General features: G+C 71.4%; 23 protein-coding genes. 11 read left to right on the plus strand and 12 right to left on the minus strand.

The features are described 5' to 3' along the window. Nucleotides 1-55: 55 nt before the first annotated feature. The 3 genes from ACIBI9_RS40715 to ACIBI9_RS40725 form a co-directional block, all read right to left on the minus strand. Complete coding sequence (locus ACIBI9_RS40715) at nucleotides 56-718, minus strand: class I SAM-dependent methyltransferase (protein ID WP_397230585.1); 663 nt, start codon at nucleotides 716-718, stop codon at nucleotides 56-58. Nucleotides 719-1,035: 317 nt separating this feature from the next. Then, nucleotides 1,036-1,842 carry a hypothetical protein gene (locus tag ACIBI9_RS40720; protein ID WP_397230587.1) on the minus strand — a complete coding sequence of 269 codons (807 nt, stop codon included), beginning with the start codon at nucleotides 1,840-1,842 and terminating at the stop codon, nucleotides 1,036-1,038. 90 nt (nucleotides 1,843-1,932) lie between these two features. Then, nucleotides 1,933-3,096: a glycerophosphodiester phosphodiesterase gene (locus ACIBI9_RS40725; protein WP_397230589.1), complete on the minus strand. Its 1,164-nt coding sequence runs from the start codon at nucleotides 3,094-3,096 to the stop codon at nucleotides 1,933-1,935. Nucleotides 3,097-3,280: 184 nt separating this feature from the next. On the opposite strand from ACIBI9_RS40725, the gene ACIBI9_RS40730 reads away from it, so the two are divergent. Further along, on the plus strand, nucleotides 3,281-3,880 hold the full coding sequence (locus ACIBI9_RS40730) for an RNA polymerase sigma factor (protein WP_397230591.1): 600 nt from the start codon (nucleotides 3,281-3,283) through the stop codon (nucleotides 3,878-3,880). A 1-nt stretch (nucleotide 3,881) separates the two neighbouring features. Next, nucleotides 3,882-4,937, plus strand: a complete 1,056-nt coding sequence (locus ACIBI9_RS40735; protein WP_397230642.1) for a CU044_5270 family protein — start codon at nucleotides 3,882-3,884, stop codon at nucleotides 4,935-4,937. Here the strand turns inward: ACIBI9_RS40735 and ACIBI9_RS40740 are convergent. Continuing rightward, nucleotides 4,917-5,933, minus strand: a complete 1,017-nt coding sequence (locus tag ACIBI9_RS40740; protein WP_397230593.1) for an MBL fold metallo-hydrolase — start codon at nucleotides 5,931-5,933, stop codon at nucleotides 4,917-4,919. The genes ACIBI9_RS40735 and ACIBI9_RS40740 overlap by 21 nt on opposite strands. A 119-nt stretch (nucleotides 5,934-6,052) precedes the next feature. Beyond that, entirely contained in the window at nucleotides 6,053-6,604 is a 552-nt protein-coding gene (locus ACIBI9_RS40745; RefSeq protein WP_397230595.1) for an MFS transporter, read from the minus strand. A 140-nt stretch (nucleotides 6,605-6,744) separates the two neighbouring features. On the opposite strand from ACIBI9_RS40745, the gene ACIBI9_RS40750 reads away from it, so the two are divergent. Beyond that, nucleotides 6,745-8,982 (plus strand): Orn/Lys/Arg decarboxylase N-terminal domain-containing protein, encoded by a 2,238-nt coding sequence (locus ACIBI9_RS40750; protein WP_397230597.1) that lies wholly within the window; start codon nucleotides 6,745-6,747, stop codon nucleotides 8,980-8,982. Between the two features lie 254 nt (nucleotides 8,983-9,236). On the opposite strand, the gene ACIBI9_RS40755 is transcribed toward ACIBI9_RS40750, so the two are convergent. Next, the gene (locus ACIBI9_RS40755; protein ID WP_397230599.1) at nucleotides 9,237-9,701 is read right to left on the minus strand and encodes a cupin domain-containing protein; all 465 of its coding nucleotides are present in this window, start codon (nucleotides 9,699-9,701) and stop codon (nucleotides 9,237-9,239) included. Between the two features lie 80 nt (nucleotides 9,702-9,781). Here ACIBI9_RS40755 and ACIBI9_RS40760 point away from each other — a divergent pair, with 80 nt between their 5' ends. From ACIBI9_RS40760 to ACIBI9_RS40770, 3 genes are read left to right on the plus strand one after another with little or no spacing between them, the layout of a single operon-like run. Continuing rightward, complete coding sequence (locus ACIBI9_RS40760; protein ID WP_397230601.1) at nucleotides 9,782-10,345, plus strand: TetR/AcrR family transcriptional regulator; 564 nt, start codon at nucleotides 9,782-9,784, stop codon at nucleotides 10,343-10,345. After that, nucleotides 10,342-10,806 (plus strand): TetR/AcrR family transcriptional regulator, encoded by a 465-nt coding sequence (locus ACIBI9_RS40765; RefSeq protein ID WP_397230603.1) that lies wholly within the window; start codon nucleotides 10,342-10,344, stop codon nucleotides 10,804-10,806. Before ACIBI9_RS40760 ends, ACIBI9_RS40765 begins: the two co-directional genes overlap by 4 nt. Continuing rightward, nucleotides 10,779-11,027, plus strand: a complete 249-nt coding sequence (locus ACIBI9_RS40770) for a hypothetical protein (RefSeq protein WP_397230605.1) — start codon at nucleotides 10,779-10,781, stop codon at nucleotides 11,025-11,027. The genes ACIBI9_RS40765 and ACIBI9_RS40770 overlap by 28 nt, the downstream gene beginning before the upstream one ends. A gap of 4 nt (nucleotides 11,028-11,031) precedes the next feature. Here ACIBI9_RS40770 and ACIBI9_RS40775 read toward each other — a convergent pair whose 3' ends face one another. Beyond that, nucleotides 11,032-12,573, minus strand: a complete 1,542-nt coding sequence (locus tag ACIBI9_RS40775; RefSeq protein ID WP_397230607.1) for a three-helix bundle dimerization domain-containing protein — start codon at nucleotides 12,571-12,573, stop codon at nucleotides 11,032-11,034. A 253-nt stretch (nucleotides 12,574-12,826) separates the two neighbouring features. On the opposite strand from ACIBI9_RS40775, the gene ACIBI9_RS40780 reads away from it, so the two are divergent. Continuing rightward, nucleotides 12,827-14,227 (plus strand): hypothetical protein, encoded by a 1,401-nt coding sequence (locus ACIBI9_RS40780; RefSeq protein ID WP_397230609.1) that lies wholly within the window; start codon nucleotides 12,827-12,829, stop codon nucleotides 14,225-14,227. A 34-nt stretch (nucleotides 14,228-14,261) separates the two neighbouring features. Here the strand turns inward: ACIBI9_RS40780 and ACIBI9_RS40785 are convergent, their stop codons facing one another. Both ACIBI9_RS40785 and ACIBI9_RS40790 read right to left on the minus strand, forming a co-directional pair. Further along, nucleotides 14,262-15,419: a CU044_5270 family protein gene (locus ACIBI9_RS40785; protein WP_397230611.1), complete on the minus strand. Its 1,158-nt coding sequence runs from the start codon at nucleotides 15,417-15,419 to the stop codon at nucleotides 14,262-14,264. A gap of 22 nt (nucleotides 15,420-15,441) precedes the next feature. After that, complete coding sequence (locus ACIBI9_RS40790) at nucleotides 15,442-15,966, minus strand: RNA polymerase sigma factor (RefSeq protein WP_397230613.1); 525 nt, start codon at nucleotides 15,964-15,966, stop codon at nucleotides 15,442-15,444. A 119-nt stretch (nucleotides 15,967-16,085) separates the two neighbouring features. Here ACIBI9_RS40790 and ACIBI9_RS40795 point away from each other — a divergent pair, with 119 nt between their 5' ends. Next, complete coding sequence (locus tag ACIBI9_RS40795; protein WP_397230615.1) at nucleotides 16,086-16,835, plus strand: tyrosine-protein phosphatase; 750 nt, start codon at nucleotides 16,086-16,088, stop codon at nucleotides 16,833-16,835. Here the strand turns inward: ACIBI9_RS40795 and ACIBI9_RS40800 are convergent. Then, a complete protein-coding gene (locus tag ACIBI9_RS40800; protein WP_397230617.1) occupies nucleotides 16,782-17,021 on the minus strand; it encodes a hypothetical protein in 240 nt (79 codons plus the stop codon). The two genes, ACIBI9_RS40795 and ACIBI9_RS40800, sit on opposite strands and share 54 nt — an antisense overlap. 42 nt (nucleotides 17,022-17,063) lie before the next feature. Further along, nucleotides 17,064-17,777, minus strand: a complete 714-nt coding sequence (locus tag ACIBI9_RS40805) for a transcriptional regulator (RefSeq protein WP_397230619.1) — start codon at nucleotides 17,775-17,777, stop codon at nucleotides 17,064-17,066. Between the two features lie 161 nt (nucleotides 17,778-17,938). On the opposite strand from ACIBI9_RS40805, the gene ACIBI9_RS40810 reads away from it, so the two are divergent. Next, nucleotides 17,939-19,423: a pyridoxal phosphate-dependent decarboxylase family protein gene (locus tag ACIBI9_RS40810; protein WP_397230621.1), complete on the plus strand. Its 1,485-nt coding sequence runs from the start codon at nucleotides 17,939-17,941 to the stop codon at nucleotides 19,421-19,423. Here the strand turns inward: ACIBI9_RS40810 and ACIBI9_RS40815 are convergent. Then, nucleotides 19,408-20,514, minus strand: a complete 1,107-nt coding sequence (locus ACIBI9_RS40815; protein ID WP_397230623.1) for an FAD-dependent monooxygenase — start codon at nucleotides 20,512-20,514, stop codon at nucleotides 19,408-19,410. The two genes, ACIBI9_RS40810 and ACIBI9_RS40815, sit on opposite strands and share 16 nt — an antisense overlap. A 98-nt stretch (nucleotides 20,515-20,612) precedes the next feature. Between ACIBI9_RS40815 and ACIBI9_RS40820 the strand changes: the two genes are divergently transcribed. Together ACIBI9_RS40820 and ACIBI9_RS40825 are read left to right on the plus strand one after the other, a co-directional pair. Continuing rightward, on the plus strand, nucleotides 20,613-21,188 hold the full coding sequence (locus ACIBI9_RS40820; RefSeq protein WP_397230625.1) for a TetR/AcrR family transcriptional regulator: 576 nt from the start codon (nucleotides 20,613-20,615) through the stop codon (nucleotides 21,186-21,188). Between the two features lie 63 nt (nucleotides 21,189-21,251). Next, entirely contained in the window at nucleotides 21,252-22,352 is a 1,101-nt protein-coding gene (locus ACIBI9_RS40825; protein WP_397230627.1) for a hypothetical protein, read from the plus strand. The last annotated feature ends 94 nt before the right edge of the window (nucleotides 22,353-22,446 follow it).

Here is a 22,446-nt window from a genome sequence, read left to right on the forward strand (position 1 = left end):
CGCCGCCCATGGCCCGGGTACGTGGCCATGGGCGGCGTCTCAGCTTTCCGGGGTGTCAGGATCGGGGGCGGCGGGCGTGGAGGACGAAGGCCGGGGGCCAGTTGCGCCAGACGGTGCGGCTGGGGATGACCTCCTCGAAGCGGTCCGTCATCAGGTCGCGGAAGCGGCGCGCGGAGCTCAGGGGGACGGCGTGGAGGTAGGTGAAGGCGGTGAAGGCGCTGTACGGCCCGAGGATCCCGGTCGTCGCGTCCATGAGCTCCTGCTGGTCGGCGGCCGGGAAGAGGGTCCAGGGCAGGCCGCTCACCACGACGTCGGCGCGCTCGATCCCGCGTTCGTCCAGGAGTCGCCGCAGATGCTTGGCGTCCTCCTGGATCACCTCGGCCCCCGGATAGCGGTGCCGGAGCAGGTCGGCCAGGCGCGGGTTGAGCTCGATGGCCAGGTGGCGGCCGCGGCCGCCGAGCCGGCGCTGGATCTCCGCGGTGAACGGCCCCGTGCCGGGGCCCAGCTCGACCACCACGGGCTCTCCGCGTTCCGGGAGGGAGCAGGAGACCGCGCGCGCGAGATGCCGTGAGCTGGGAGCGACGGCGCCGATCCGCAGAGGGGATCGCAGCCACTGTCCCAGGAACAACGTGAGGTCGTTCGGCGCGAGCCGGGCCGGGTCCGCCTCGGTGTGATGGCGGTCCGGTTCGCCGGTGGCGTGAGTGGTGCTGGAGGTCATGCTTTCCCTTCGCGGTGTGCGGATGCGGGACATTGCGATCACTTACGTCGGCGACCAGGGGAGAAGCCGCTGCGGGGACTGGGAGGCGGCCATGGTGACCGCGAGCACCGCCGCGCCCGCCAAACCCGCTGCCAGGACCGATCCCTCCTCACCGTCTGACCGACCAGGTCATTGGAGAGCTGTACCCAAAAGAGATGTCCTGATTAGTGTGGAGTCGTCCGAGCCGGGGCGCATCTGGGAGTGGGGATCCGGCCTTGTCGGTGTCATCGGCAAGGGTGTCGCTCCAGTCGTCGCGGCCTGTGACCTGGTAGTAGACCCTAATGCCGATGCGGCCGACCGCGTGCCCGCCGGGCCCGGGAATCACGCCGGGCGGTGTCGCGGACGCGGCTGCTGAGGCTCAGGTCGAGGGATTCGCGGTGCTCGCGGATCGCCCGGATGTAGCGGACGACCTCGTCGTGCTCCCTGACCTGGATCAGCCCGGAGATGACGTGGAGCATGGCCTCGCGGTGCTCGGTCAGGCCGGCGATCTCGCGGGGCTCCATGCCGAGGGTCTGGCGTTTGATCCGCCTGGCCAGCAGCCACGATCCGAGCCCACCGAGCAGGATGGCGACGCTGAGGTAGGTCAGCAGGTACGAGGAGGCGCCGACCAGTCGCTGCCAGACGGTGGGGGTGGCCACTCCGACCGAGACCGTCCCGAGGTGGCGGCCGTGGCGGGCCGGAGTGTCGTCCAGCACGGGCACTTGGGCGGCGACCTCGGGGATCCCGTCGACCACGAGGTGGCCGGACCGCCCTCGCGCCTGGGCCAGGCCCGGGTCGCCCGGCGGCAGGTCGCTGTCCAGGAGCGTGGTGTTCGTCGAGCTGATGATCTTGCCGTGGACGTCGGCCACGGTCACCGACGTGACACCGGATTGCGTCAGTGTCGAGTGCACCAGCGGGGCGAGCACCTCGCGCGGCGCCGGCTGGTCGATCTGGGCGCGCAACAGCGGGTTCCACGCCAACTGCTCGGCCAGCGCGGTCACCCGCCGTCCCTCGACGCGGTCGAACGTCGCCGCCGACTGCGCCAGCGAGATGGCGCCGACGGCGAACAGGACCACCAGGACGATGGCCAGCTGGAGGACCAGCATCTCTCCGGCCAGGGTCGGGCGGCGGTGGCCACGACACCACAGGACCGGGCTGAGGGCCGCCCCCGTTTCGGAGGCGGCCCCGTCGCCTGCCTACTGCTGGCCCTCTTCCGGCAGCCCGTTGTCGAACTGCTGCTGGGGCTGCACCTGCTTGTGCGGCTTGCCCCGCTCACCCCGCGCCAGGACGGCGGCGTCCGGGTAGTCGGTGACGAACGCGTCCACGCCCAGGTCCAGGTGCGCGCGGTACTCCGCCAGCGCGTCACCGTGGTCGGTCGCGACCTGGCCGCGGCGCAGCTGCAGGGGCAGGTACTGGTTCTCGCTGCGGAAGGTGTAGACGCCGATCTTCAGTCCCGCCTTGTGCGTGTCGGAGACCAGCGTCGTCGGTGCTCCCCAGCTGCCGTCCGGGTTGAGGGAGATCGCCGAGGACTTGTCCGGCCCGATCCACTGCGCGTACTGCGCGATCTTCGCCAGCCCCTCGGGCTTCATCATGTCCGCGTACGTCGTCGGGTCCCCGGCCGCCGTCAGGTCGTACGGCCGGCCGGTGGTGCCCAGCGCCTGCCACAGCGGCACGCGCAGGTCCTTGGCCACCCGCTTGAGGCTGGACGGCTCGAACGACTGCACCACCACCGGGCCGCCCGGCCGGTTGAGGCCGTTGCGCTTGACGGTCTCGATCAGCGGCTCCTCCAGCGGCAGCCCGATCGACCTGAAGTACGTCGGGTGCTTGGTCTCGGGGAAGACGCCGACCTGCCTCCCGTACTGGCGCGAGAGCCGCTTGGCCAGGTCGAGCACCTCCTGGAAGGTGAGCACCTGGTAGTAGCCGTTGTAAACGGTGTTGCGCTGGCGGATCGCGGGCAGCCGCTCGACCGCGCGCAGCGTCTTCAGCTCGGCCAGCGTGAAGTCCTCGGTGAACCACCCGGTCACGTTGCGCCCGTCGACGACCTTGGTGGTCTTGCGCGCGGCGAACTCGGGGTGCAGCGACACGTCGGTGGTGCCGGAGATCTCGTTCTCGTGCCGGACGACCAGCACGTGGTCCTTGGTCGGCACCAGGTCGGGCTCGATCCAGTCGGCGCCCATGGCCACGGCGAGCTCGTAGCCGCCCTGCGTGTGCTCGGGGCGGTGGCCCGCCGCGCCGCGGTGGCCGATGACGACGACCTGGGACCGGTCGGGCGTGGCCTCGGCGGCGGCCGGAGCGGCACTGGCACCGGCTCCGGCGAGGGGGGTGATGATGGCGAGCGTGGTGGCCGCGATCTTTCGCACGTGAAACTCCCTGCGGCATCGGCACCGGAGACTCTCACCGGTGATCGCCGCGGCGATTATGGTAAGGACCGAAATGCGACTATGGGCCAATATTGGCGGAATTTCCGGTGACACCGTGGTGGGAACAAGCCGCAGCCCGCTCGGCAACAACAGGTGTGCTACTTCAGAGCCGTGAGGCCACAGAATGAGCGGGACGAGCCGGGCAGAGGTGGATGACGCCTCGTGCATCGAACGGTCCCGGCGTGACCCCGAGGTGTTCGCCGAGGTCTTCCGCCGGCACGCCGCGGACATCACCCGCTATGTCACGCGCAGGCTGGGCGAGGACGCCGCCGACGACGTGGTGGCTGAGACGTTCCTGACGGCGTTCCGGCAGCGCGACGGCTACGACCTGTCCCGCCCGAGCGCGCGGCCCTGGCTGTACGGCATCGCCACCAACCTGATGCGCCGCCACGTCCGGACCGAGGTCCAGCAGCTACGCGTCGTGGAGCGCACCGGTGCCGACCCCGTCACGGCGTCGTTCGCCGAGCGCAGCGACGAGCGGCTCAGCGCCGAGGCGTCCCGGCGGCGACTGGCGGGGGCGCTGGCGGCGCTGCCCAAGGGGCACCGCGACGCGTTGCTGCTGGTCGCCTGGGGCGGGCTCAGCTACGCGGAGGCCGCCGAGGCGCTGGGCGTACGCCTGGGGACCGTGCAGTCGCGCATCAACCGGGCCCGGGGCAGGCTCCGGGCCGAGCTCGGCGGGATCAACCCTTCGGCCACCGTCAGCGAGGAGTCCGTCTGTGAATGAGATGACCAGGCTCGAGCGGTTCCGCTCGGAGGTCCCCCGGCCCGACCCGGACCGCCTGCGTGCACAGGAGGACCGGCTGCTGGCCGCCATCGCCCAGGACGGGGAACGCGGTCCGCGCCGGCTCGCCCAGGACGCGGTACGCCGCCCGTTCCGCGCCCCCTTCCGCCTGGGCAGGCTCGGCCTGGCGGCCGGCCTGGCCGCCGCGCTGGCGGCCGGAGTCGTGGTCGTCACGACCCGCCGGGACGACCCGCCCGCGGTCATCCACCCGATGCCCGCGGCGGCGTCCGAGGTCCTCGCCCGGGCCGCGCAGAACGTGACCAAGACGCCCGAACTGCATCCCGAGCCCGGCCAGTTCCTCGTCTACGAGTCGCGGACCATGGACCCCGCCACCGGAGAGGACCGCGACGGACGCCCCATGCGGTACCTGTCCCGAGCCGTGCGCAAGGTCTGGCTGCCCGTGGACGGCGACGCGACGGGCGGGTTCATCGAGGAAGAGGTGCTGGAGCCCAAGCCGTGGCCCGGCTGGCCGATCCCGCCCGAGGCCCGCGAGAACGTCGGCCGCGGCGCAGGCCCTTCCAAGCTCGCCGACTTCGACGACCGCGCCGAGTTCCTGCGCAACGACTACGCCTACGTGAGCCGCCTGCCCACCGACCCGCGCAAGATGTACGAGCACCTCTACACCCAGCTGGGCAACACCCGGCAGGACGACACCGACGCCTGGGACCGGGTTCGCGGCCTGCTCACGGAGGCGTACCTGCCCGCGGCCCAGCGCGCCGCCCTGTTCCGCGCGGCGGCGGCCATCCCCGGCGTCGTCACCGTCGAGCACGCCGTGGACGCCGCCGGGCGCGAAGGGATCGCCGCGGCCAGGGTCGATCCCGTGATCGGGCAGCGGCAGGAGTACATCTTCGACCGCGAGACGTACCTCTACCTGGGTGAGCGCAGCGTCGTCACCGACGCCGAACGGGCGGGGGCGCCGGTGGGCACGGTGCTGACCTCCTCCGCGCAGCTCAGCGTCTCGGTGGCCGGCCACGCGCCGTCAGCAGCAGTCGGGGGTTGACCGCACGGGCCCGGCGGACCCGGCCGCCGACCGGGCGCCGGTGCTCGCCTCGCGGTCGGCGGCGATCCGGCCGCGCAGCATGGTCTCCATGACCTTCATGAAGCGCTGCGCCCGGGGAGCGCCGATGACGAACGGGTTCGCGGCCCCGGACGACCCGCTGCGCAGCTCCTCCATGCGCGCGAGGCCGTTGTCGCAGAGCCCGTGGTTGTTCAGCTCGACGTCCACGCCTGTCTGCCTCATCCGGGCGGTGAAGGCGAGCACGGAGGTGAGGAGGGTCCGCTTGTCCTTGGTGGCGGTGGGCGGGTTGGTGCCGCCCCACAACATCGCGGTGTGCCGCTGCCCCTTCCACCGCACCGGGAAGATCGGCGAGACGGTGCCCGGCGTGTGTCCGGGCGTGTAATGGAAGGTGACCGTGGTGTCGCCGAGGGTCAGCCGCTGACCGTCGGCGATGTCCAGGTCCCGCTTGGGAGCGTTGGCCGGACGGTCGGCGGCGATGAGTTTCCAGTCGGCCGGGGCCATCATGACGCGGGCCCCGTACTGGTCGGCGAGGTACTGGGCGCCGCCGAAGTGATCGCTGTGGCCGTGGGCGGCCACCACGTACTTGATCGTCGAGGGATCCACTCCCAGCGAACGCAGCTCCGGGACGATGATCTTCTTGGCGTCGTCCGGCGACCCCAGCGCGTCGATGAGGATGACGCCCCCGGACGTGAGGAGCGCCGTGGCCGAGACGAAGCCGGTGCTCACCACGGCCACGTTGTCGAAGATCTTCAGCGGCTCGGGGGCCTTGACCTCCGGGATCGCGGCGCCGGGGGAGAGCGCCTTGACGAGCTGCCGCAGGACCGGGTCGTCGCCGGCCAGTGCGGCCGCGCGGTCGTAGTAGTCCTTCGCGCGCCTGGCCGTGGCGGCCGACGCCTCGGCCGCGCCTCCTGCCAGCGGCAGGAGGGCCGAGGCGACCAGCAGAGTACGGCGGGACAGGTTGGACTGCTCGAACGACATGCGGGCGGACCTGCTTTCACGGGTGGACGTCGGTGCCGCCCAGCAGACCAGAGCCGATCATGCGATGTCCAATATTGGTAACGCTCGCGCTTCGATAGCGAAGCCGATATCTAAGCTGGTCAGGCGGGCGCGGGGGCTCTGCGTGGCGTGAAGAGCGCGACCGCGAGCAAGGCCACGACGGTCAGCGGCACATTGATCAGGAAGACCCACCGGAAGGACAGGAATTCGGTGATGACGCCGCCGATCACGGGCCCCGCGATCTGGGCCGGGACGGCGAGCACCACCGGGATCACCAGCGCCGGCCACAACTCGGTGCCGCGGAAGTGCTCCCTGGCGAGCTCGAAGCCCGCCCGCAGCACGATCGCGGCCGCCAGTCCCTGCGCGGCCCGGCAGCCGACCAGCATGACGCCGTTCGCGGCGAACGCGGCTGCCGCCGAGGCCAGGCCGAACGCGCCGAGCCCCAGGAGGAGCACGCCGAGCCGGCCTTTTATGGGGATCAACACCGCTAACAGAGCGGCCGGATAGATGTAGACCAGCCATACACCGGCGGCCGGGGTCAAGTCGAGGTCTCTGGAGATCATCTCCTGAGCTGCGTGCAGCGCGGTCCAGTTCGCGGAGAAGAGCGCCACGCACAAGCTCAGGGCGACCATCATCTGCCATCGTCCAGTCACGGTCCGACACTTTACTCTCACGCACTTGACGATCACTTGTCGCGACCGCTACGTGATGTTGTCATTCGACTCCAGAGGGTTACTATGGCGTGGGGCCCGCAGGACCTTCCCGACCCTTCCCCCTGACCACGGAGTGCCGCATGGAGCGAACGGTTCTGGCCGCCGTCACCGAACGTCCCGACGCCGATTCGGCACTCGCCGAGCAGCTCCGCCGCGTGTGCGCGGCGATGGACGAGCTCGGGCTCCAGGTGCGCTGGACCCACCGTGCCGAGGACGCCCTGGCGGTGGTCGGGTCCGACGCGTCGCTGTCGGCGGTGCTGGTGGCGTGGGACGCGCCGGGGGCCGAGGAGCTGCTGGGCGCGGTCTCCAGGCGGTTCCGCGGCCTGCCCGTCTTCCTGATGACGCAGGAGCAGGAGCTTCCGCTGTGGGTGTACGAGGTCATCCAGGGCTACGTCTTCCCGCTGGAGGACACCCCGCGCTTCATCGCCGGGCGCATCGCCTACGCGGCCGAGCAGTACGCCGAGAAGATCCTGCCGCCGTTCTTCGGCGCGCTGCGGCGCCTTGAGGACCACCATCGCTACTCCTGGCACACGCCGGCGCACGCCGGAGGCGTGGCGTTCCTCAAGTCGCCGGTGGGCCGGGCGTTCTTCGACTTCTACGGGGAGCGGCTGCTGCGCACCGATCTGTCCATCTCCGTCACCGAGCTGGGATCGCCGCTCGACCACACCGGCCCGATCGGCGAGGCCGAGCGCAACGCCGCCCGCGTCTTCGGCGCCGACCGCACGTTCTTCGTCGTCAACGGCAACTCCACCGCCAACCGCATCGTCGGCCACCACGCGATCGCCCGCGACGACACCGTCCTGGTCGACCGCAACTGCCACAAGTCGGTCCAGCACGCGCTGGCCATCAGCGGGGCCCGCCCGGTCTACCTCGTGCCCGAGCGCAACGGGCTCGGGCTGGCGGGCCCGATCCCGCCCGCCGTGCTGGAGGCGGACGCGGTCAGGGCGCGGGTGGCCGCTCACCCCCTGGCCGCCGGAGCGCCGGCGTACGCGGTGATCACCAACTCCACCTACGACGGGGTGTGCTACGACGCGGTGCGGGTCGGCGAGCTGCTGGGCGCCAGCGTGCCGCGGCTGCACTTCGACGAGGCGTGGTTCGCCTACGCCCGGTTCAACCCGCTCTACACCGGCCGGTACGGCATGGCGATCGACGAGCGCACGCTGCCCGGCCCCGGCCGCCCCACCGTGTTCGCCACCCAGTCGACGCACAAGCTGCTGGCCGCGCTGTCGCAGGCGGCGATGCTGCACGTCCGACCCGCGGAGCGGGCGCCGGTCGACTACGACGCGTTCAACGAGACGTACCTCATGCACGCCTCCACCTCGCCGCTCTATCCGATGATCGCCTCGCTGGACGTCGCGGCGGCGATGATGGACGGCCCGTCGGGGCCGTTCCTCACCGGGGAGGCGATCGTCGAGGCGGTCCGGTTCCGGCAGGCGATGGTGAGGCTGGCCGCGCGCATCCGCGAGGACGGCCGGCGGCCCGACTGGTTCTTCGGCGTCTGGCAGCCCCGTACGGTCACCGACCCGCGCACCGGGCAGACCGTCTCGTTCGCCGAGGCCGACCCGGCGCTGCTGTGCACCGAGCCCCGGTGCTGGGCTCTGGGGGCGGGGGCGGCGTGGCACGGGTTCGACGGGATGTCCGAAGGCTACGGCCTGCTCGACCCGGTCAAGGTGACGATCACCTGTCCGGGGGCAGACGCCGCCACCGGCACGCTCGACTGGGGCATCCCGGCCCGCATCGTGGCCGCCTACCTGGCGCGGCGCGGCATCGTGGTGGAGAAGACCGGCGACCACACGCTGCTGGTGCTGTTCTCCATGGGGATCACCAAGGGCAAATGGGGCACGCTGATCGACGCGCTCACCGACTTCAAGAACGCCTACGACGACGATCTCCCCTTGGCGGAGGTGCTGCCCGGCTTCGGGCCGCCCGCGGTCTCGCTGCAGAAGTTCTGCACCCTGGTCCACGAGAAGCTGCGCGACTCCGAGCTCGGGAAGCTGCTCGACCAGGTCTTCACCACCCTGCCGGAGCCGGTGTCCACCCCCGCCGACTGCTACCAGGCCATGATCCGGGCCCGCACCGAACGCGTTCCGCTGGACGACCTGCCGGGCCGGGTCGCCGCGGCCACGGTGGTGGTCACCCCGCCCGGCATCCCCATGCTGATGCCCGGCGAGGCGACCGGCCCGGCCGACGGGCCGCTGATGACCTATTTGCGGGCTCTGGAGGACTTCGACCGGGCCTTTCCCGACCTGGCCACCGAGATCCACGGCGCCCACCGCGACGGCGAGGGCCGCTACTGGGTGGAGGTCGTCAAGGTCTGAGCCCGCCTCACCGCCCTGGCCGTGCGGATGAGGCGGATCCCGCTGCCGGCCGTGCTCGCGACCCTGGACGTGATCTCCAACGGACTCCGCCGGGCAGTGACGGCCTGCCGGTTGCCCGGCGCCGCCCGGCGGCGAGGCGGAACGTGCCGCGGCTCTGCAGGCCGATCCGCATGGCGGGGTCGTGGCCGACGGGAGGTCCTCGATCGCCTGCGTGAGGCAGGGCCGCCGACCTCATGCGAGCTGCCCGGCTCGGGTCACTGCTCCTCGTAGGTGATCTGGTGCTTGGCGGCGATGAGGTTGAGCTTCCTGGGGTCGAACTGCCCGTCAGTGGTGGTGGCGTCCGGTCCGGCCTCGGCGGCGTCCTCGAGGTAGCACTCCCATCCGCCCGGCGTGGAGATCTGGATCACCCGCGGGGGCGGGGTGGATCCCCTGCGCAGGGCGTGCGGGACGCCGTGCGGCAACAGCACGAACCCGCCCGCCGCCACCTGCTCGACCCGGTCGTCGAACTCGACCTCCAGCACGCCGTCCAGCACATAGACGCATTCGTCGGCCACGTGGTGGACGTGGCGGGGGATGTCGCGGCCCAGGGTCACCTCCAGCAGGGAGAGCCTGCCCTCGGTGTCCTCGGTCCTGGCCTTGAGACCGAACACGGGAGGCATGGGGACCCGGCTCGGCCGTACCTCGCCCGGCTTGAGCAGGATGAAACGATCCTTCGACATGGTGACGGCCCTTTCGGACGTGGCATAATGGAATGCGGAATCCTGATTCCGTAATGAGTCTAGACAGGGGATCGCAAGGCATGTCAACTCCGCCGACCCGCCGCAAGCCGCGTACCGATGCCGAGCGCAACCGTGACCGCGTCCTGGAGGCGGCCCGGGCGCTGTTCGCGGAGCACGGCTATGACGTGCAGATGTCGGAGGTCGCCCGCGTGGCCGGGGTGGGCGTCGGCACTCTCTACCGCAAGTTCCCGACCCGCGAGGCCCTGATCGAGGCCGTCGCCGAGCGCCGCTCCGCCGAGATGGTCGCCTTCGCGAGGGAGCGATGCCTGGCCGAGGGTGACCCGTCCCAGGCGCTGGGCCGCTTCCTGGGTCACGTCGGCGAGGTACTGGCGGGTGACCGCGGGATGTCGGAGGTGATCGAGCAGGCCATGGGCTCGACCGAGCCGCAAGGGGAGCCGCGCGCGGCGCTCCACGCCGTCGTCGCGGAGCTGATCGATGCGGCGCGAGCCGGCGGCACGGTCCGGCCGGACGTGACGGCCGCGGACATCAACATGGTCGTGTGCGGTCTGGCGGCCGTCATCCGGCGCTCGGCGGGTGACTGGCGGCGGTTCGCCGAGATCGCGCTCAACGGCCTCCGTCCGTGAGGCCACGGGCTTGGTCGACCCGCCCGCGTCGACCGTGGAGAACCGCTGCATACGGCGAAACGCCACAGCTGGTCACTGCCGGACGGCGCGAGCTGCACAAGAGGGCGACGAGGCAGGCCTTGCAGGAGGCCGCGACGCGCATGTTCGAGGAGCGGGGGTACGCCGAGACCACGGTGCGCGACATCGCCGAGGCCGTGGGGGTGACCGAGCGGACGTTCTTCCGCTACTTCCCGTCCAAGGAAGACCTGATCCTGGGGGAGATCCTCGAGCTGTTCCCCGAGTTCGCCCGGCTGGTGCGGGGCAGGCCCGCGGGCGAGGGGCCCTACCTCGCCGTGCGCAACGCCCTGTTCCACCTCGCGGCACCGGGGTGGCCCTGCTGTTCAGCGGCCTGCCCGGCCAGGTGTTCTCCCACCCGGCCCGGTCCGCGCAGCCGGTGCTGCTGGAGCTGGAGGACGGCCTGACGGCCGCGCTGCGTGAGCGGCTGGTCGGCTCGGGTGGCGGGGAGGACGAGCGGGCCCTGTCCCTGCGGGCCTCCGTGCTCGCCCGCGCCTGCGTGGCCGCGCTGCGCGCCACGGTCCTGGCCTTCCACGCGCTGCCCGAGGAGGAGCGCACGCTGGAGTCGGCGCGCGGCCTGGCCCGCCAGGCATTCGACATCCTGAACGACGCCCCGCAGGAGCGCTGAGGCTCTAGCCGTACGACTTGGCGACGCCGTCGAGCAGGTGTTCAAGCGTGTCGTACGAAGGGATGTCGACCACGTCGATGAGGTCCTTCGGGGCGGGCACGTTGTGATCGGCGGCGACCTTGGCGAACCGGGTGGCGTCGCCCGAGCGGAGCCCGTGCTCGGCGGCGAGTCCCTGCAGCTCGGGGTCGGTGCTCAACAGGCGTCCGATCCGGTCGCCGGACGGGGTGAGGGGCACGAGCGTGTGCTGGGACAGCACGGTCGGCGACGGGTACATCAGCACCATCCCGGGCTTGAGCCGCCCCCGCGCGGCGGCGTCCACGTACTGCGCCTCGTAGATCCAGACCATCGGGGTCGGGCCCATGCCCACCGTGAGGTATTCGTTGAACGGGCCCTCGGAGGTGTTGTCGGTGTAGCCCTGGCTGGTGAAGAGCTGGGTCATCAGGGGCAGCACGCTCTTCTCGGCGGTGGCGCCGTGCACGACCGCGTTGCCGTTCGCGACATAGCTCGCGGTCGCCAGGTACATGGCCGCGGAATTCGACGTGCGCGGGTCCGTCGTGGAGACCAGGACGTTCTTGTCGACGGGGTAGGCGGAGTTGCGCGAGAGCTGGGACCACTTCGTGCCCGCCGTGACGAGGCCGAGGTAGCGGTCGACGCTGAAGGTCGGGACGGTCCCCTTTTTCACCACGCCCGCCTTGGCCAGCAGGTCCACGATCGGCTGGAAGGTCGCGATCGCCATCGGCGAGGAGAACGGCGTGTATTTCGTGCTGACCTTGCGCGTGCGCTGGATCGACTCGCCCGCGGGCGCGCTCGACGGGAACGCGAAGTCGTACCGTTCGAGGTTGATCGAGGTGGCGATCTGGCGCGAGCCCGCCGATTCGACCTCGACTTTCACGCCCTTGCCGGCGAGGGCCTGCTGCACGCGTGGATCCTCGAAGAACGCCTTCTTCTCGGAGCCGATCACACCCCGCACGGTCGTGAGCGGGGGCGGGGGTGGAGGCTCGTCCTGGCCGGTGTTCACGACCACGACGACGGCGGCGGCCACGACGACCGCCGCCGCGGCGAGAGAAAGAAATCCCTTACTGCGAATGAGGGAGGGCAGCTTCGGGGATGGCCGGTCGTTTTCCGGAGCGTGAATTTCCGGTGAATCGGGGATATCGTCGGCCGGTTCCGGAACCTCGATGTCCGCGACCTCGTCGGCCCGCGCCTCCGCCGCCAACTCTCCGTGCGCGATGCGTTCCACCAGAATGGGGACGAAATCCCTGATGGGAAAGCCGTCGAAGCGGTTACGGGCCGCCTCCATAACGGCTCTGACGTGCTCGGCGGAGTGAGTGCCGGCGTAAAGCTGAACCAGGCGGTCGGTGGCCCGGCTTATCGCCTGTTCCTCACGCAGAGTATCGACGCCCACCAGTATCTCCTCGACCTCATATATCGCCGCAGACTGCCGTGTCTGCCCGCGCGCCGGGCCCAACCTTATAGGGGTTTCGGTCGAGAAGATAACCCGGGCCAATCGGTTATTGAATGACGTCCGGAATCGTCTGTTCACCATTGAAGCATTTTTTGTTCAATTGGATTTCATGGCCTACGAGGTGGTGGAGGGCGCGCGGTGGACGAGCAGGAGGAACCGCTCGCCGGACGTCATGGCCCCAGACCCTATCCATCGGCCGTATTGTGCCCGGATATGCCGGAGATCTGGGGCGTTGTCCTGATTTTCAGCGATTGCTCTCTCGGCGTTGGCTGACAGGTCTGACAATCGCTCTGACCGCGGGTTCGCGGTGCAATCCCCCACGGAGGAAACTCTGATGCGAGTCGTCCAACTGCTCACCGCCGCTGCCGCGGCCTTCGCCACGGCGGCCGTGCTCGCCGCACCCGCCGTGGCGCAGGCCGATCACGGCCGCCCGATCCAGGTTCGCCGCGACCACTCCGACGTACGGGTGCCGTTCCTCGTGAAGCGGGCCGGCGAGGCGGTCGTCGACCTGAACGCCGCCGCGCCCGGCACGGACTGGGCCGTGAAGGGCGGCGAGTCGGCCGTCGTGTCGATCTACGTCGACAACCGCTACGCCACCGACCTCGTCGTCTCCGGAGACCGGCGGCTGCCCCGGCAGCTCGCGCTCGGCGCGCTGCGGCCGGGGCCGCACGTGCTGCGGCTGCGCTTCGCCGGTGACCGGTCCGCCGCGGGAAGCACATCCGTCCTGCTCGACCGGGTGAAGGTGACGACGTACGCGCCGGGCGGCGCCGAGTACCTGGCGCTGCGCTACGCCCCGATCGTCTACGGCCGCAACCTGTCCGAGCTCGGCACCCCGTACCAGAACGCGACGACCGACACCCCGCTCATCGCCTGGCACGAGGTCGGCCCGGGGTCGGCGCCGGGCCGGACGAAGCTCACGTACTCCGTCGTGTGGAGCAACGAGGACGGCGGGACGAACACGCCGGCGCTGATGGCGCGCTGGGGCCGTACCACCGACATCGAGTGGGTCTACGCGGTGGAGGTCGACGAGCGCGGCAACCGGATCGCGGGCAGCGACACCTACCAGGCCGCCAACCACCAGACGCTGCGGTTCGCCGGCACGTACGAGGGCGACCACGCCCAGCTGGAGACCTGCACGAACAACAACAACATGTGCGACAAGGTCACCGACCCGATGCGGTTCTTCCTGTCGGCCCTGCAGACCCGCCCGGCCGGTGAGGCCCGCGAGTACATGATGGACACCAACTCGTGGACCTACCAGATCATGTCCAAGGAGATGATCCGGGAGGGCAAGATCGAGGCCGCCTCCGACACGACGCCTGCCACGCCGGAGGTCAGCGACCAGCGCAACTACCTGTACGCGGTGGTCAAGAAGACGACCGACCGGCCCAACACCGGCTCGTCCTGGGTCGGCGTCTCGCTCGGCGTACGCCTCAGGAGCGGCGCCACCGTCCACCTGTCGAACCACGTGGACCCGACCTGGTCCATCCAGCGGGACGACCCGGCCGCGACCACCGTGGAGCTGCCGCCCGGCACGACGGCCGACGACATCCAGGAGATCACCGCCAACCGCGTCGTGGTCGGCACCGACAACGGCGCCGTCGTGCACGTCACCGGCATCAAGCGCGGCTTCTTCCTGGGCCAGGACTACCTTCCGCAGCAGTCCTTCCTCACCTGGAGCGGCGACGTCACCGTCGACGCCGGCACCCCCTCCGCGGTGATCTGGCGCCGCTGAGCCCCCTGACAGCGAAAGGCGTCCGGCCGGGCCGTCAGCCGGCCGGGCGCTTGCCGAGCTCGTCGGACCAGCCCATGTCCTCCAGCGCCACCCGCAGCAGGAGCTTGCCCTTCTCGGCCAGCTCGTACTGCAGCAGCTCCGCCGACTGCTCGTCCACGATCAGCCGCACCGTGAGCGCGTGCGCCGTCGGCGCGGAGAGGGCGACCCCGGTACGCCCCAGCGCGTCCGAGGTCTTGCCCTCGAGCGTCATGACCGGCTGGTCGGCCAGCACGCGGAACAGGGCCGAGCGGGTGCCCGGCTTGAGCGGCGCGGTCATCAGGTCCACGCCGGTCTGCCAGAGGTAGCCGGCCTTGTCGGTGTTCGCGCTGTTCGGGCTGCGCTTCCAGAGGTCGTCCAGACGGCGGCGCAACGCGTCCTCGCCGGTGGGCAGGTCCGCGATGTTGCGCAGGTTCAGGCTCGGGTTGTCGATCGACAGGATCCGCTCGGTGTCGTCGTCGTAGGTCGTGGGCCTCTTCTCGACCAGCTCGGGGGAGCCGGCCGCGCGCCAGTCGGCCTCGTCCTGCGGGGAGCCGAAGGTGACCTCGACGTCCTGGTTGCCCGCGCTGCGGCCGGTCTCGCCCGCCTTCATCGGGCGCCAGGTCTCACGGGTGTCGGCGGCGAAGGCCGTGTACGGCAGCTCGGTGGTCCCGCCGGTCTTCAGCTCCGTGACCTTCCGGTCGAACTCCTTCTTCGCGGCGGCCAGTCGCTCCGGGTCGCCCTTGAGCTCCGCCTCCTTGCTCTTCTGCGCGTCGAGCAGGGCCTTGAGCTTGGCCATGTACTCGCCCGGCACGTTCTGTATCTTCGCGAACGTGCGCTCCCGGAGATACCAGTAGCGGCCGGACCCGTCCGGCTCGCGCAGCGCCGTCGAGGCCGCCGCGAGCAGGAAGGAGCGGGCGTTCAGCGGCTCGGCCGCGACTCCCGGGCTCTGCGTCTTGGGGGCCGGGGTCTCGCCGGAGGCGACGACCACGGTCGCGGCCGCGAGCCCGGCCGCGGCCGCGCTCGCCACCAGCAGGAACGGCCGCCGCGAGCGCCGCTTGACGCGCGGCGTGGCGAAGGCGCGGGCCAGGTCGGCCGAGCGGCGCCGCCGGTAGCCGTCCTCGGCCAGCTCGTCCAGCCCGTCGGGCTTGAGCTCGGCGAAGAGTCGGTCGGTCATCAGAGGTCCTCCAAGGGTGTGATCAGAAGTCGAGGCTGCGGGCCGGGCTCGCGCCGCCCAGGCGGAGGGCCTGGGTGAGGCGCTTGCGCGCACGGTGGAGCCGGACGTTGTACGTACGGACCGAGCAGCCCACGACGGAGGCCGCCTGCTCGGGCGGCAGGCCGTACCAGGTGGCGAAGATCATGGCCTCTACGTCGTGCTCCGGCAGGGCCGAGAGCGCGGCCAGCGCGGTCTCCCTGTCGATGACGTGCTCGGCCACGTCCCAGGCCAGCTGGTCGCGCGGGGTGGTCAGGGCCACGATCCGGTCGACCAGGGCCTGCCGCCGGTGGCGCGAGTCGCGCTGCTTGGCCAGCAGGTTGCGCGCCACCCCGAGCAGCCACGGCAGCGGCGGCTCCGGCACGTCGTCGAGCCGCCGCCACGCCACGAGGAACGTCTCGCTGGAGACGTCCTCGGCCAGGTCGCGCTCGGCCCGCAGCAGGGCGTAGCCCAGGACGCTGCGATAGTGCCGGTCGTAGAGGTCTGTGAATCGTTCCTCGGGATCATCCACACCCAGTAGTCCCTCCGGACGTCCCCGGATTACCGCGACCTACCGAATTATCCGTACCGGCTGAACGTCCCGGGGATGCTGAGAGCGGGCGGGTCATGGCGCGGTCGTAGAGTGATCGCGTGAGAAGACATATCGCGTTCGAGCGCCTGCACAACTTCCGGGATCTCGGCGGCTACCGGGCCGCCGACGGGAGCGTGGTGCGGTGGGGGCGGCTCTTCAGATCCGATTCGCTGGCCAAGCTGCGCGGCGAGGACTGGGACCGCTTCCTCGGCCTGGGCGTCCGTACGGTGATCGACCTGCGCTACCCCTGGGAGATCGAGGCCAAGGGGCGGGTGCCGCACCACGACGGGGTCGCCTATCACAACCTCAGCATCGAGCACCGGCCCTACGACCAGGCGGAGATCGACCCGGACGCCGACCCGTGGCGCTTCCTGGCCGACCGTTACGCCGAGGTCGCCCTCGACGGGGTCGCGGAGCTGCGGCAGGCCCTGGAGGTCATCGCCGCGGCGGACGAGCCGCTGGTGTTCCACTGCGCCTCCGGCAAGGACAGGACCGGGCTGGTGGCCGCACTGGTGCTGGCCCTGCTGGAGGTGCCGGAAGACGACATCGTGCGGGATTTCGCGCTGACCGAGCTGGCCACCGACCGGCTGGTCGCCGACTGGCGGGTGGCCCACCCGGGCCGCGAACTGAAGTGGCCCGGGTACGGCAGAGCCCCCGCCGAGATCATGCGGCTTTTCCTGGACGACCTGACGGCGGCTCACGGCTCCGTCCGGCGCTATGTCACCGACCGGCTCGGCGTGGACGAGGAGCTGATCTCAGAACTCCGCGCCCGGTACGTCCACGACGGCTACGCCGGCAGCCAGCGGTAGGAGGCGACCTCGGCGCCGCGCGGCTCGTACGACACCTCCCCGGTGCGCCCGCTCGACGACCGGCCGCCACTCGCGCGAGCCCCGGGTGCCGCGCCCCATCGCGTCGTAGCAGGCGCCGACCGCGGCACGGACGGCCTCGGGCACCAGCCCGATGGACGCCGTGTCGAAATACCCTCCCGACTCCATGCCCACCTCCAATGTTCAACACACAGTAGAGGAATTCAATATTTAGTCAAGAGGTTCGGTCTGGATTTCGTTGAGGTAGTTGTAGATCGTGAAGCGGCTCACCTGAAGCCGCTGCGCCGCCAGGTCCACGGCGCCGCGCAGGGTGAAGAAGCCGCGCTTGTTGAGGTCCTCGACCACCGCGATCTTGTGGGACTTCTTCATCAGCTCGACCGGCACCCCCACGGCGCCGACGGCGTCGGCCAGGATGCCCTCGCCCAGGCTCTCCAGCGTCTGCGGGAACGTCTCGGCCGGCCCTCCGGGCGGCCCGTCCAGCAGCGGGCCCGCGCCCGGGCCGGCCGAGGTCAGCGCCCGCAGGATCTCCTCGGCCCGCTTCAGGTCGCCGATGTCGGTGTTGACGCACAGGCACACCACCGACCGGCCGGAGGGGGCGTGGAAGAAGATGCTCGACGAGCGCATCACCAGCCCGTCGGCGGTCTCCGACCGGTAGCCGATCAGGTGCTCGGTCCAGCCCGCCTTGAACGTCCGCAGCCCCAGGTCGGTGGGCGGCCCGCCGATGTCCCTGCCGGTCAGCGTGCCGCCGATGGCCGCGATCGTGTCGGGCATCGTGGTCAGGTTGTGCAGCACCACCTCGGTCTTGGGGCCCATGGCCCGGGCGAGCACCGGGACGACCGGCCCCAGGATCTCGACCACCAGCGCGGCGTGCGCCCGATCGCCCGTGGTGAACGTCTGCGCGTCGTCCTCGGATGTGGATGTCATGACCGGCACCTGTCTCGTGGCTGCCAGAAGATCAACAGCATGTCGAAGGAGCGCTGCCGCGTATGGCGCCAAGGAGGTGTTACTTCATGGAAACTTCTCACTATTGTAGAGCACTGCAACAAGCCGTAACCTTGACCGCCGTCCCGGTACGCTCGGACGGCATGACTGTCGTGCCCGCCCTGTCCGGCGGCGTCTCCGGCGCCGCCGCCCTGGAGCCTCTGCTGCGTACGGTGCTGGCCGCTCTCTCGGAGGGTGCGGCACGGCGCCACGGGCCCATCCCGGCCGGTGCGCCCGGCGAGCTCTTCACGAGAGTCGCCCAGGGCTTCGCCGAGCCGGGCGATGACGTCCTGCGGCGGTTGACCGAGCTGGTGGCCGCCGGCAGCGCCGACCCGGCCGACCCGGCCTGCGCCGCGCACCTGCACTGCCCGCCGCTGGCCGTCGCCGTGGCCGCCGACCTGGCGATCTCCGCGCTCAACCCGTCGCAGGACTCCTGGGACCAGGCCCCCGCCACCACCGCCATGGAGACCCTCCTGCTGGGTGAGCTGGCCGGATTGGTGGGCTACCCGGACTCGGCCGCGGGGGTGCTCACCTCCGGCGGCACCGAGTCCAACTTCCTGGGCCTGATGCTGGCCAGGGACCGGGTGCTCGGGAAGGCGACCGGGCACCGGATCGAGCGCAGCGGCCTGCCGGCGGGCGCGCCGCGGGCGAGGATCTTCGCCTCCGCCGCCGCCCACTTCTCGGTACGCCGCGCCGCGGCCCTCCTCGGCCTGGGCGAGGACGCGGTCGTGACCATCCCTGTGGACCACGAGCTGCGGATGCGGCCGGAAGAGCTGGCCGCCGCGCTGCGGGAGTGCGTCCGGCGTGGCGAGCTGCCGATGGCCGTGGTCGCCACGGCCGGCACCACCGACACGGGCGCGATCGACCCGCTGGGGGCCTGCGCGGCCCTGGCCGCCGAGTACGGGGCCTGGCTGCACGTGGACGCCGCCTACGGCGGTGGCGCCCTGCTGTCCGACCGGCTGGCGCCGCTGCTGGCGGGCATCGGACGGGCCGACTCGGTGTCCCTGGACTGGCACAAGCTGGGCTGGCAGCCCGTCGCCGCGGGCGTCTTCCTGGTACGGCAGGCCGAGACGTACGAGTCGCTGGAACGGCGCGCGGCCTACCTCAACCCGGCCGACGACGAGGAGGCCGGCTACACCAGCCTGCTCGGGCACTCCCTGCGCACCAGCCGCCGCCCCGACGGCTTCAAGATCGCCGTCACGCTCGCGACCTTCGGCAGGGACGGCCTGGGCCGCCTCGTGGACGCCTGCCACGACCTGGCGCGGGTCGGGGCGGCGGCCGTACGCGCCCATCCCCGGCTGGAGCTGCACGCCGACCCGGTGCTGACGGCGTTCCTCTTCCGGTATCTCCCCGCGGATCCCGACCTGGCGGACCGGGTGAACGCCGGGCTGCGGCGCCGCCTGCTCCGCGAGGGACGTGCCGTCGTCGGCCGTACCGAGCTCCCGGGAGAGGGGCCGGGCCGCGTCCGGCTCAAGCTCACCCTGCTCAACCCGCACACGACCGCTGCCGAGGTGGAGCGGCTCGTCCACCTGGTCGCCGCCGCGGGCGAGGCCGAGGGCGTCCAGGAGGGAACTCATCCCACGGTGTAGTCCTTGAGCGGCACCATGTCCTCGGCCACCTCCACCAGGGGCTCGGTGGGCGGCTGGAGGAACCAGCGGGCCGCGGCCCGGCCGTGCAGCTGGTTGCGCTCGACGTAGTCACGCAGCTCACGCTCGTACGCCGCGAAGGCGGTGGCGTGGTCCGGGGCCTCGGCCAGCTCGCCGGCCAGCACGTACGCGCCGATCAACGCCTGCGAGGTGCCGCGGCCGGAGGTGGGCGCGGCGCAGTAGGCGGCATCGCCCACCAGCGCCACCCGCCCGGCCGACCACGAGTCCATCACGACCTGGCCGGAGGAGTCGAAGAAGAACTCCTCGGCCTCGCTCATGGCCTCCAGCAGCCGGGGCACCTCCCAGCCCGCGCCGGCGAAGTGCTCGGCCACCAGCTTCTCCTGCTGCCGGCGGTCGCGCCGGTCGTAGTCCAGGTGGTCGGCCCCGAACGACAGGCCGACGCGGAGCTCGCTGTTGCCGCGGGCGGCGAGGGCCAGCGCGCTGCGGCCGGCGGTGTTGTGCATCAGGCCCGTGCGGTCGAGGCCGAACAGGTTGGGGGCGGTGAAGAGCGCGCCGTAGATGCCCAGGTGGCGGACGTAGCGGGACTCGGGGCCGAAGGCGAGCCGGCGCACGGTCGAGTGCATCCCGTCCGCGCCGATCACCAGGTCGAACGTGCGGGATCCGGCCCGCTCGAAGGTCACGTGGACGCCGGAGCCGTCCTGGTCGATCCCCGTGATCGTGTCGTCGAACAGGTAGTCGGTGGTGTCGCGGGTGGCCTCGTACAGGATGGCCGTCACGTCGGACTTGAGCACCTCCAGGTCGCCGGAGATGGCGGTGGCGGGCAGCTCGGCCAGAGGGGCGCCGGCGTCGTCGACCAGCGTCATCCCGGTCATCCCCGTCTCGTGCCGGCGCATCTCCTCCAGCAGGCCCATCCGCTCCAGCACCTGCAGCGCGCTGCCGCGGAAGTCGATGGCGGCGCCGCCGCCGCGGACGCCCGGGGCCCGCTCCACGATCGTCGGCGCGTGGCCGTGCCGGTGCAGCCAGTAGGCCAGGGCGGGGCCGGCGACGCTGCCGCCGGAGATCAGGATCCGCATGGGGACTTCCCTTCTCGGTTGGGGTGGGGCAACCGTACGCCGAGTTTGGGCAAATGCGCAAGACAGCTGTCTCATGCGCTCGTGCTAGGCTGAGCGCCATGGGAAACCGTGAGGACCTGCTGGCCGGAGCGCGGCGCTGCCTGGAGGAGAAGGGGTGGGCGCGCACGACCGTCCGCGACATCTCGGCGGCGGCCGGCGTCAGCATGGCCGCGATCGGCTACCACTTCGGCTCGCGCGAGGCGCTGCTCAACGCGGCGCTGGTGGAGGCGATGCGGGAGTGGGGCGAGCAGATCGGCGCCGCGATGGCGGCCGTGGACGAGAAGGCCACGCCCGATGAGCGCTTCGAGGCGCTCTGGGAGCGGCTCATCGTGTCGATCGGCGAGCACCGCACGCTGTGGCTGGCCAACCTGGAGGCCATGGTGCAGGCCGAGCACTCGCCGGAGCTGCGTGACGAGCTCGTGGCCGGTCAGCGCGAGGGCCGCCGCGGCATGGCCGCGCACCTGGTGGACGGCGACGAGGCGGACATCGCCGAGCGCGAGGTGCGCACCGTCGGCTCGGTGCACCTCGCGCTGCTGCTGGGCGTGATGACGCAGTGGCTCAACGACCCGGACCAGGCCCCGACGGGGGCGGAGGTCCTGGCGGGCCTGCGCGCGCTGACCTCCCGGCTGGGGTGAAGTTCGTCGATCGTTCAGCTCGGCGCAGCCGGCCGGATTCCGGGCAGGCGCCATCATGCGACTGTGTACCGCATCCCGGTGGCCGTCGTGCTGGCGGCGCTCATGGTCACGCCGGTCGAGGCCGTCTCCGGCTGGGAGGTCGGCTTCCGCGGCGGAGCCCGTACGTACATCGCGGATCTCGCCGCCACCGGACCGGCGGACGCCTGGGCCGCGGGCCGGCGCGAGACCAAGAGGCTCGATCCGCGGACCGGCTCGCCTCTCACCGTGCCCTTGATCAGGCACTGGAACGGCAGGGAATGGGCGGAGTTCACCGGGCCGGGCGGGGCCCTGCGTGAGATCTCCCTGATCGAGGCGTCCTCCCCGGCCGACGTGTGGATCGCGGGCGACACCGGCGCCCGCTCGGTGCTGTCGCGCTGGGACGGCAGGCGCTGGCGGCTCATGGGGTCAGGGCGGACCACGATCACCGATCTGGACGTCCCGGACGGCGAGCACGCCTGGGTCGTGGGCCGCGACGACCGTACGCGGGGAGTGTTCTTCAAGCGCTATCACAGCGGTCGCTGGACGAGCCTGCCCGCGCCGGCGTCACTGAGGGAGATCAGCGTCCGCACGCCCGGCGAGATCTGGGGCTGGGGTCCCTCCGCCGTCATGCGCTGGGACGGCAAGGCATGGCACCCGGTGGCGCTGCCCGCCGTCGCGGTGCCCGCGGCGGCCGTCCCCGCGTACGGACCGGTACGGGTCCGCTTCGACGCGGTGCTCGCCGCCGCGAACGGCGACGTCTGGATCGCCGCCGGGTTCCAGCAGGGCGACTGGACGCAGCCGGGGGCCGTCCTGCTGCACCGGCGCGGCGGGACGTGGGAGCAGCTCCGGCTGCCCGGCGACCGCGTCACGACCCTGTCCGGCGACGGCTCGGGCGGCGTCTACGCGGCGACGACCCGGCAGTCGATCACCGCGACCCCGGACGGCCAGGACCCCTACGCCTACACCACCCTGTCCATCGACGCGCTCCGGTACGCCGGCGGCGTGCTGACCCGGCAGAGCGTCACTCCGCCGGCGATCGGATTCGAATGGACGGACCTCGTCGCCGTGCCGCGTACGGGCTCGGCGCTGGCCGCGGGCTTCGCCTGGAAACCTCCTCAGGGAGACGTGATCTTCCGCAACTCCTAGGGCCTGTACGGAGTTGAGATCAGGGGGATTCGCCTGCGCCTTGGCCTGGATCCTGGTAGGCCAACGGCATGGCACGTGGAGACCTCACCGACGA

The organism is Nonomuraea sp. NPDC050451, assembly GCF_044458585.1.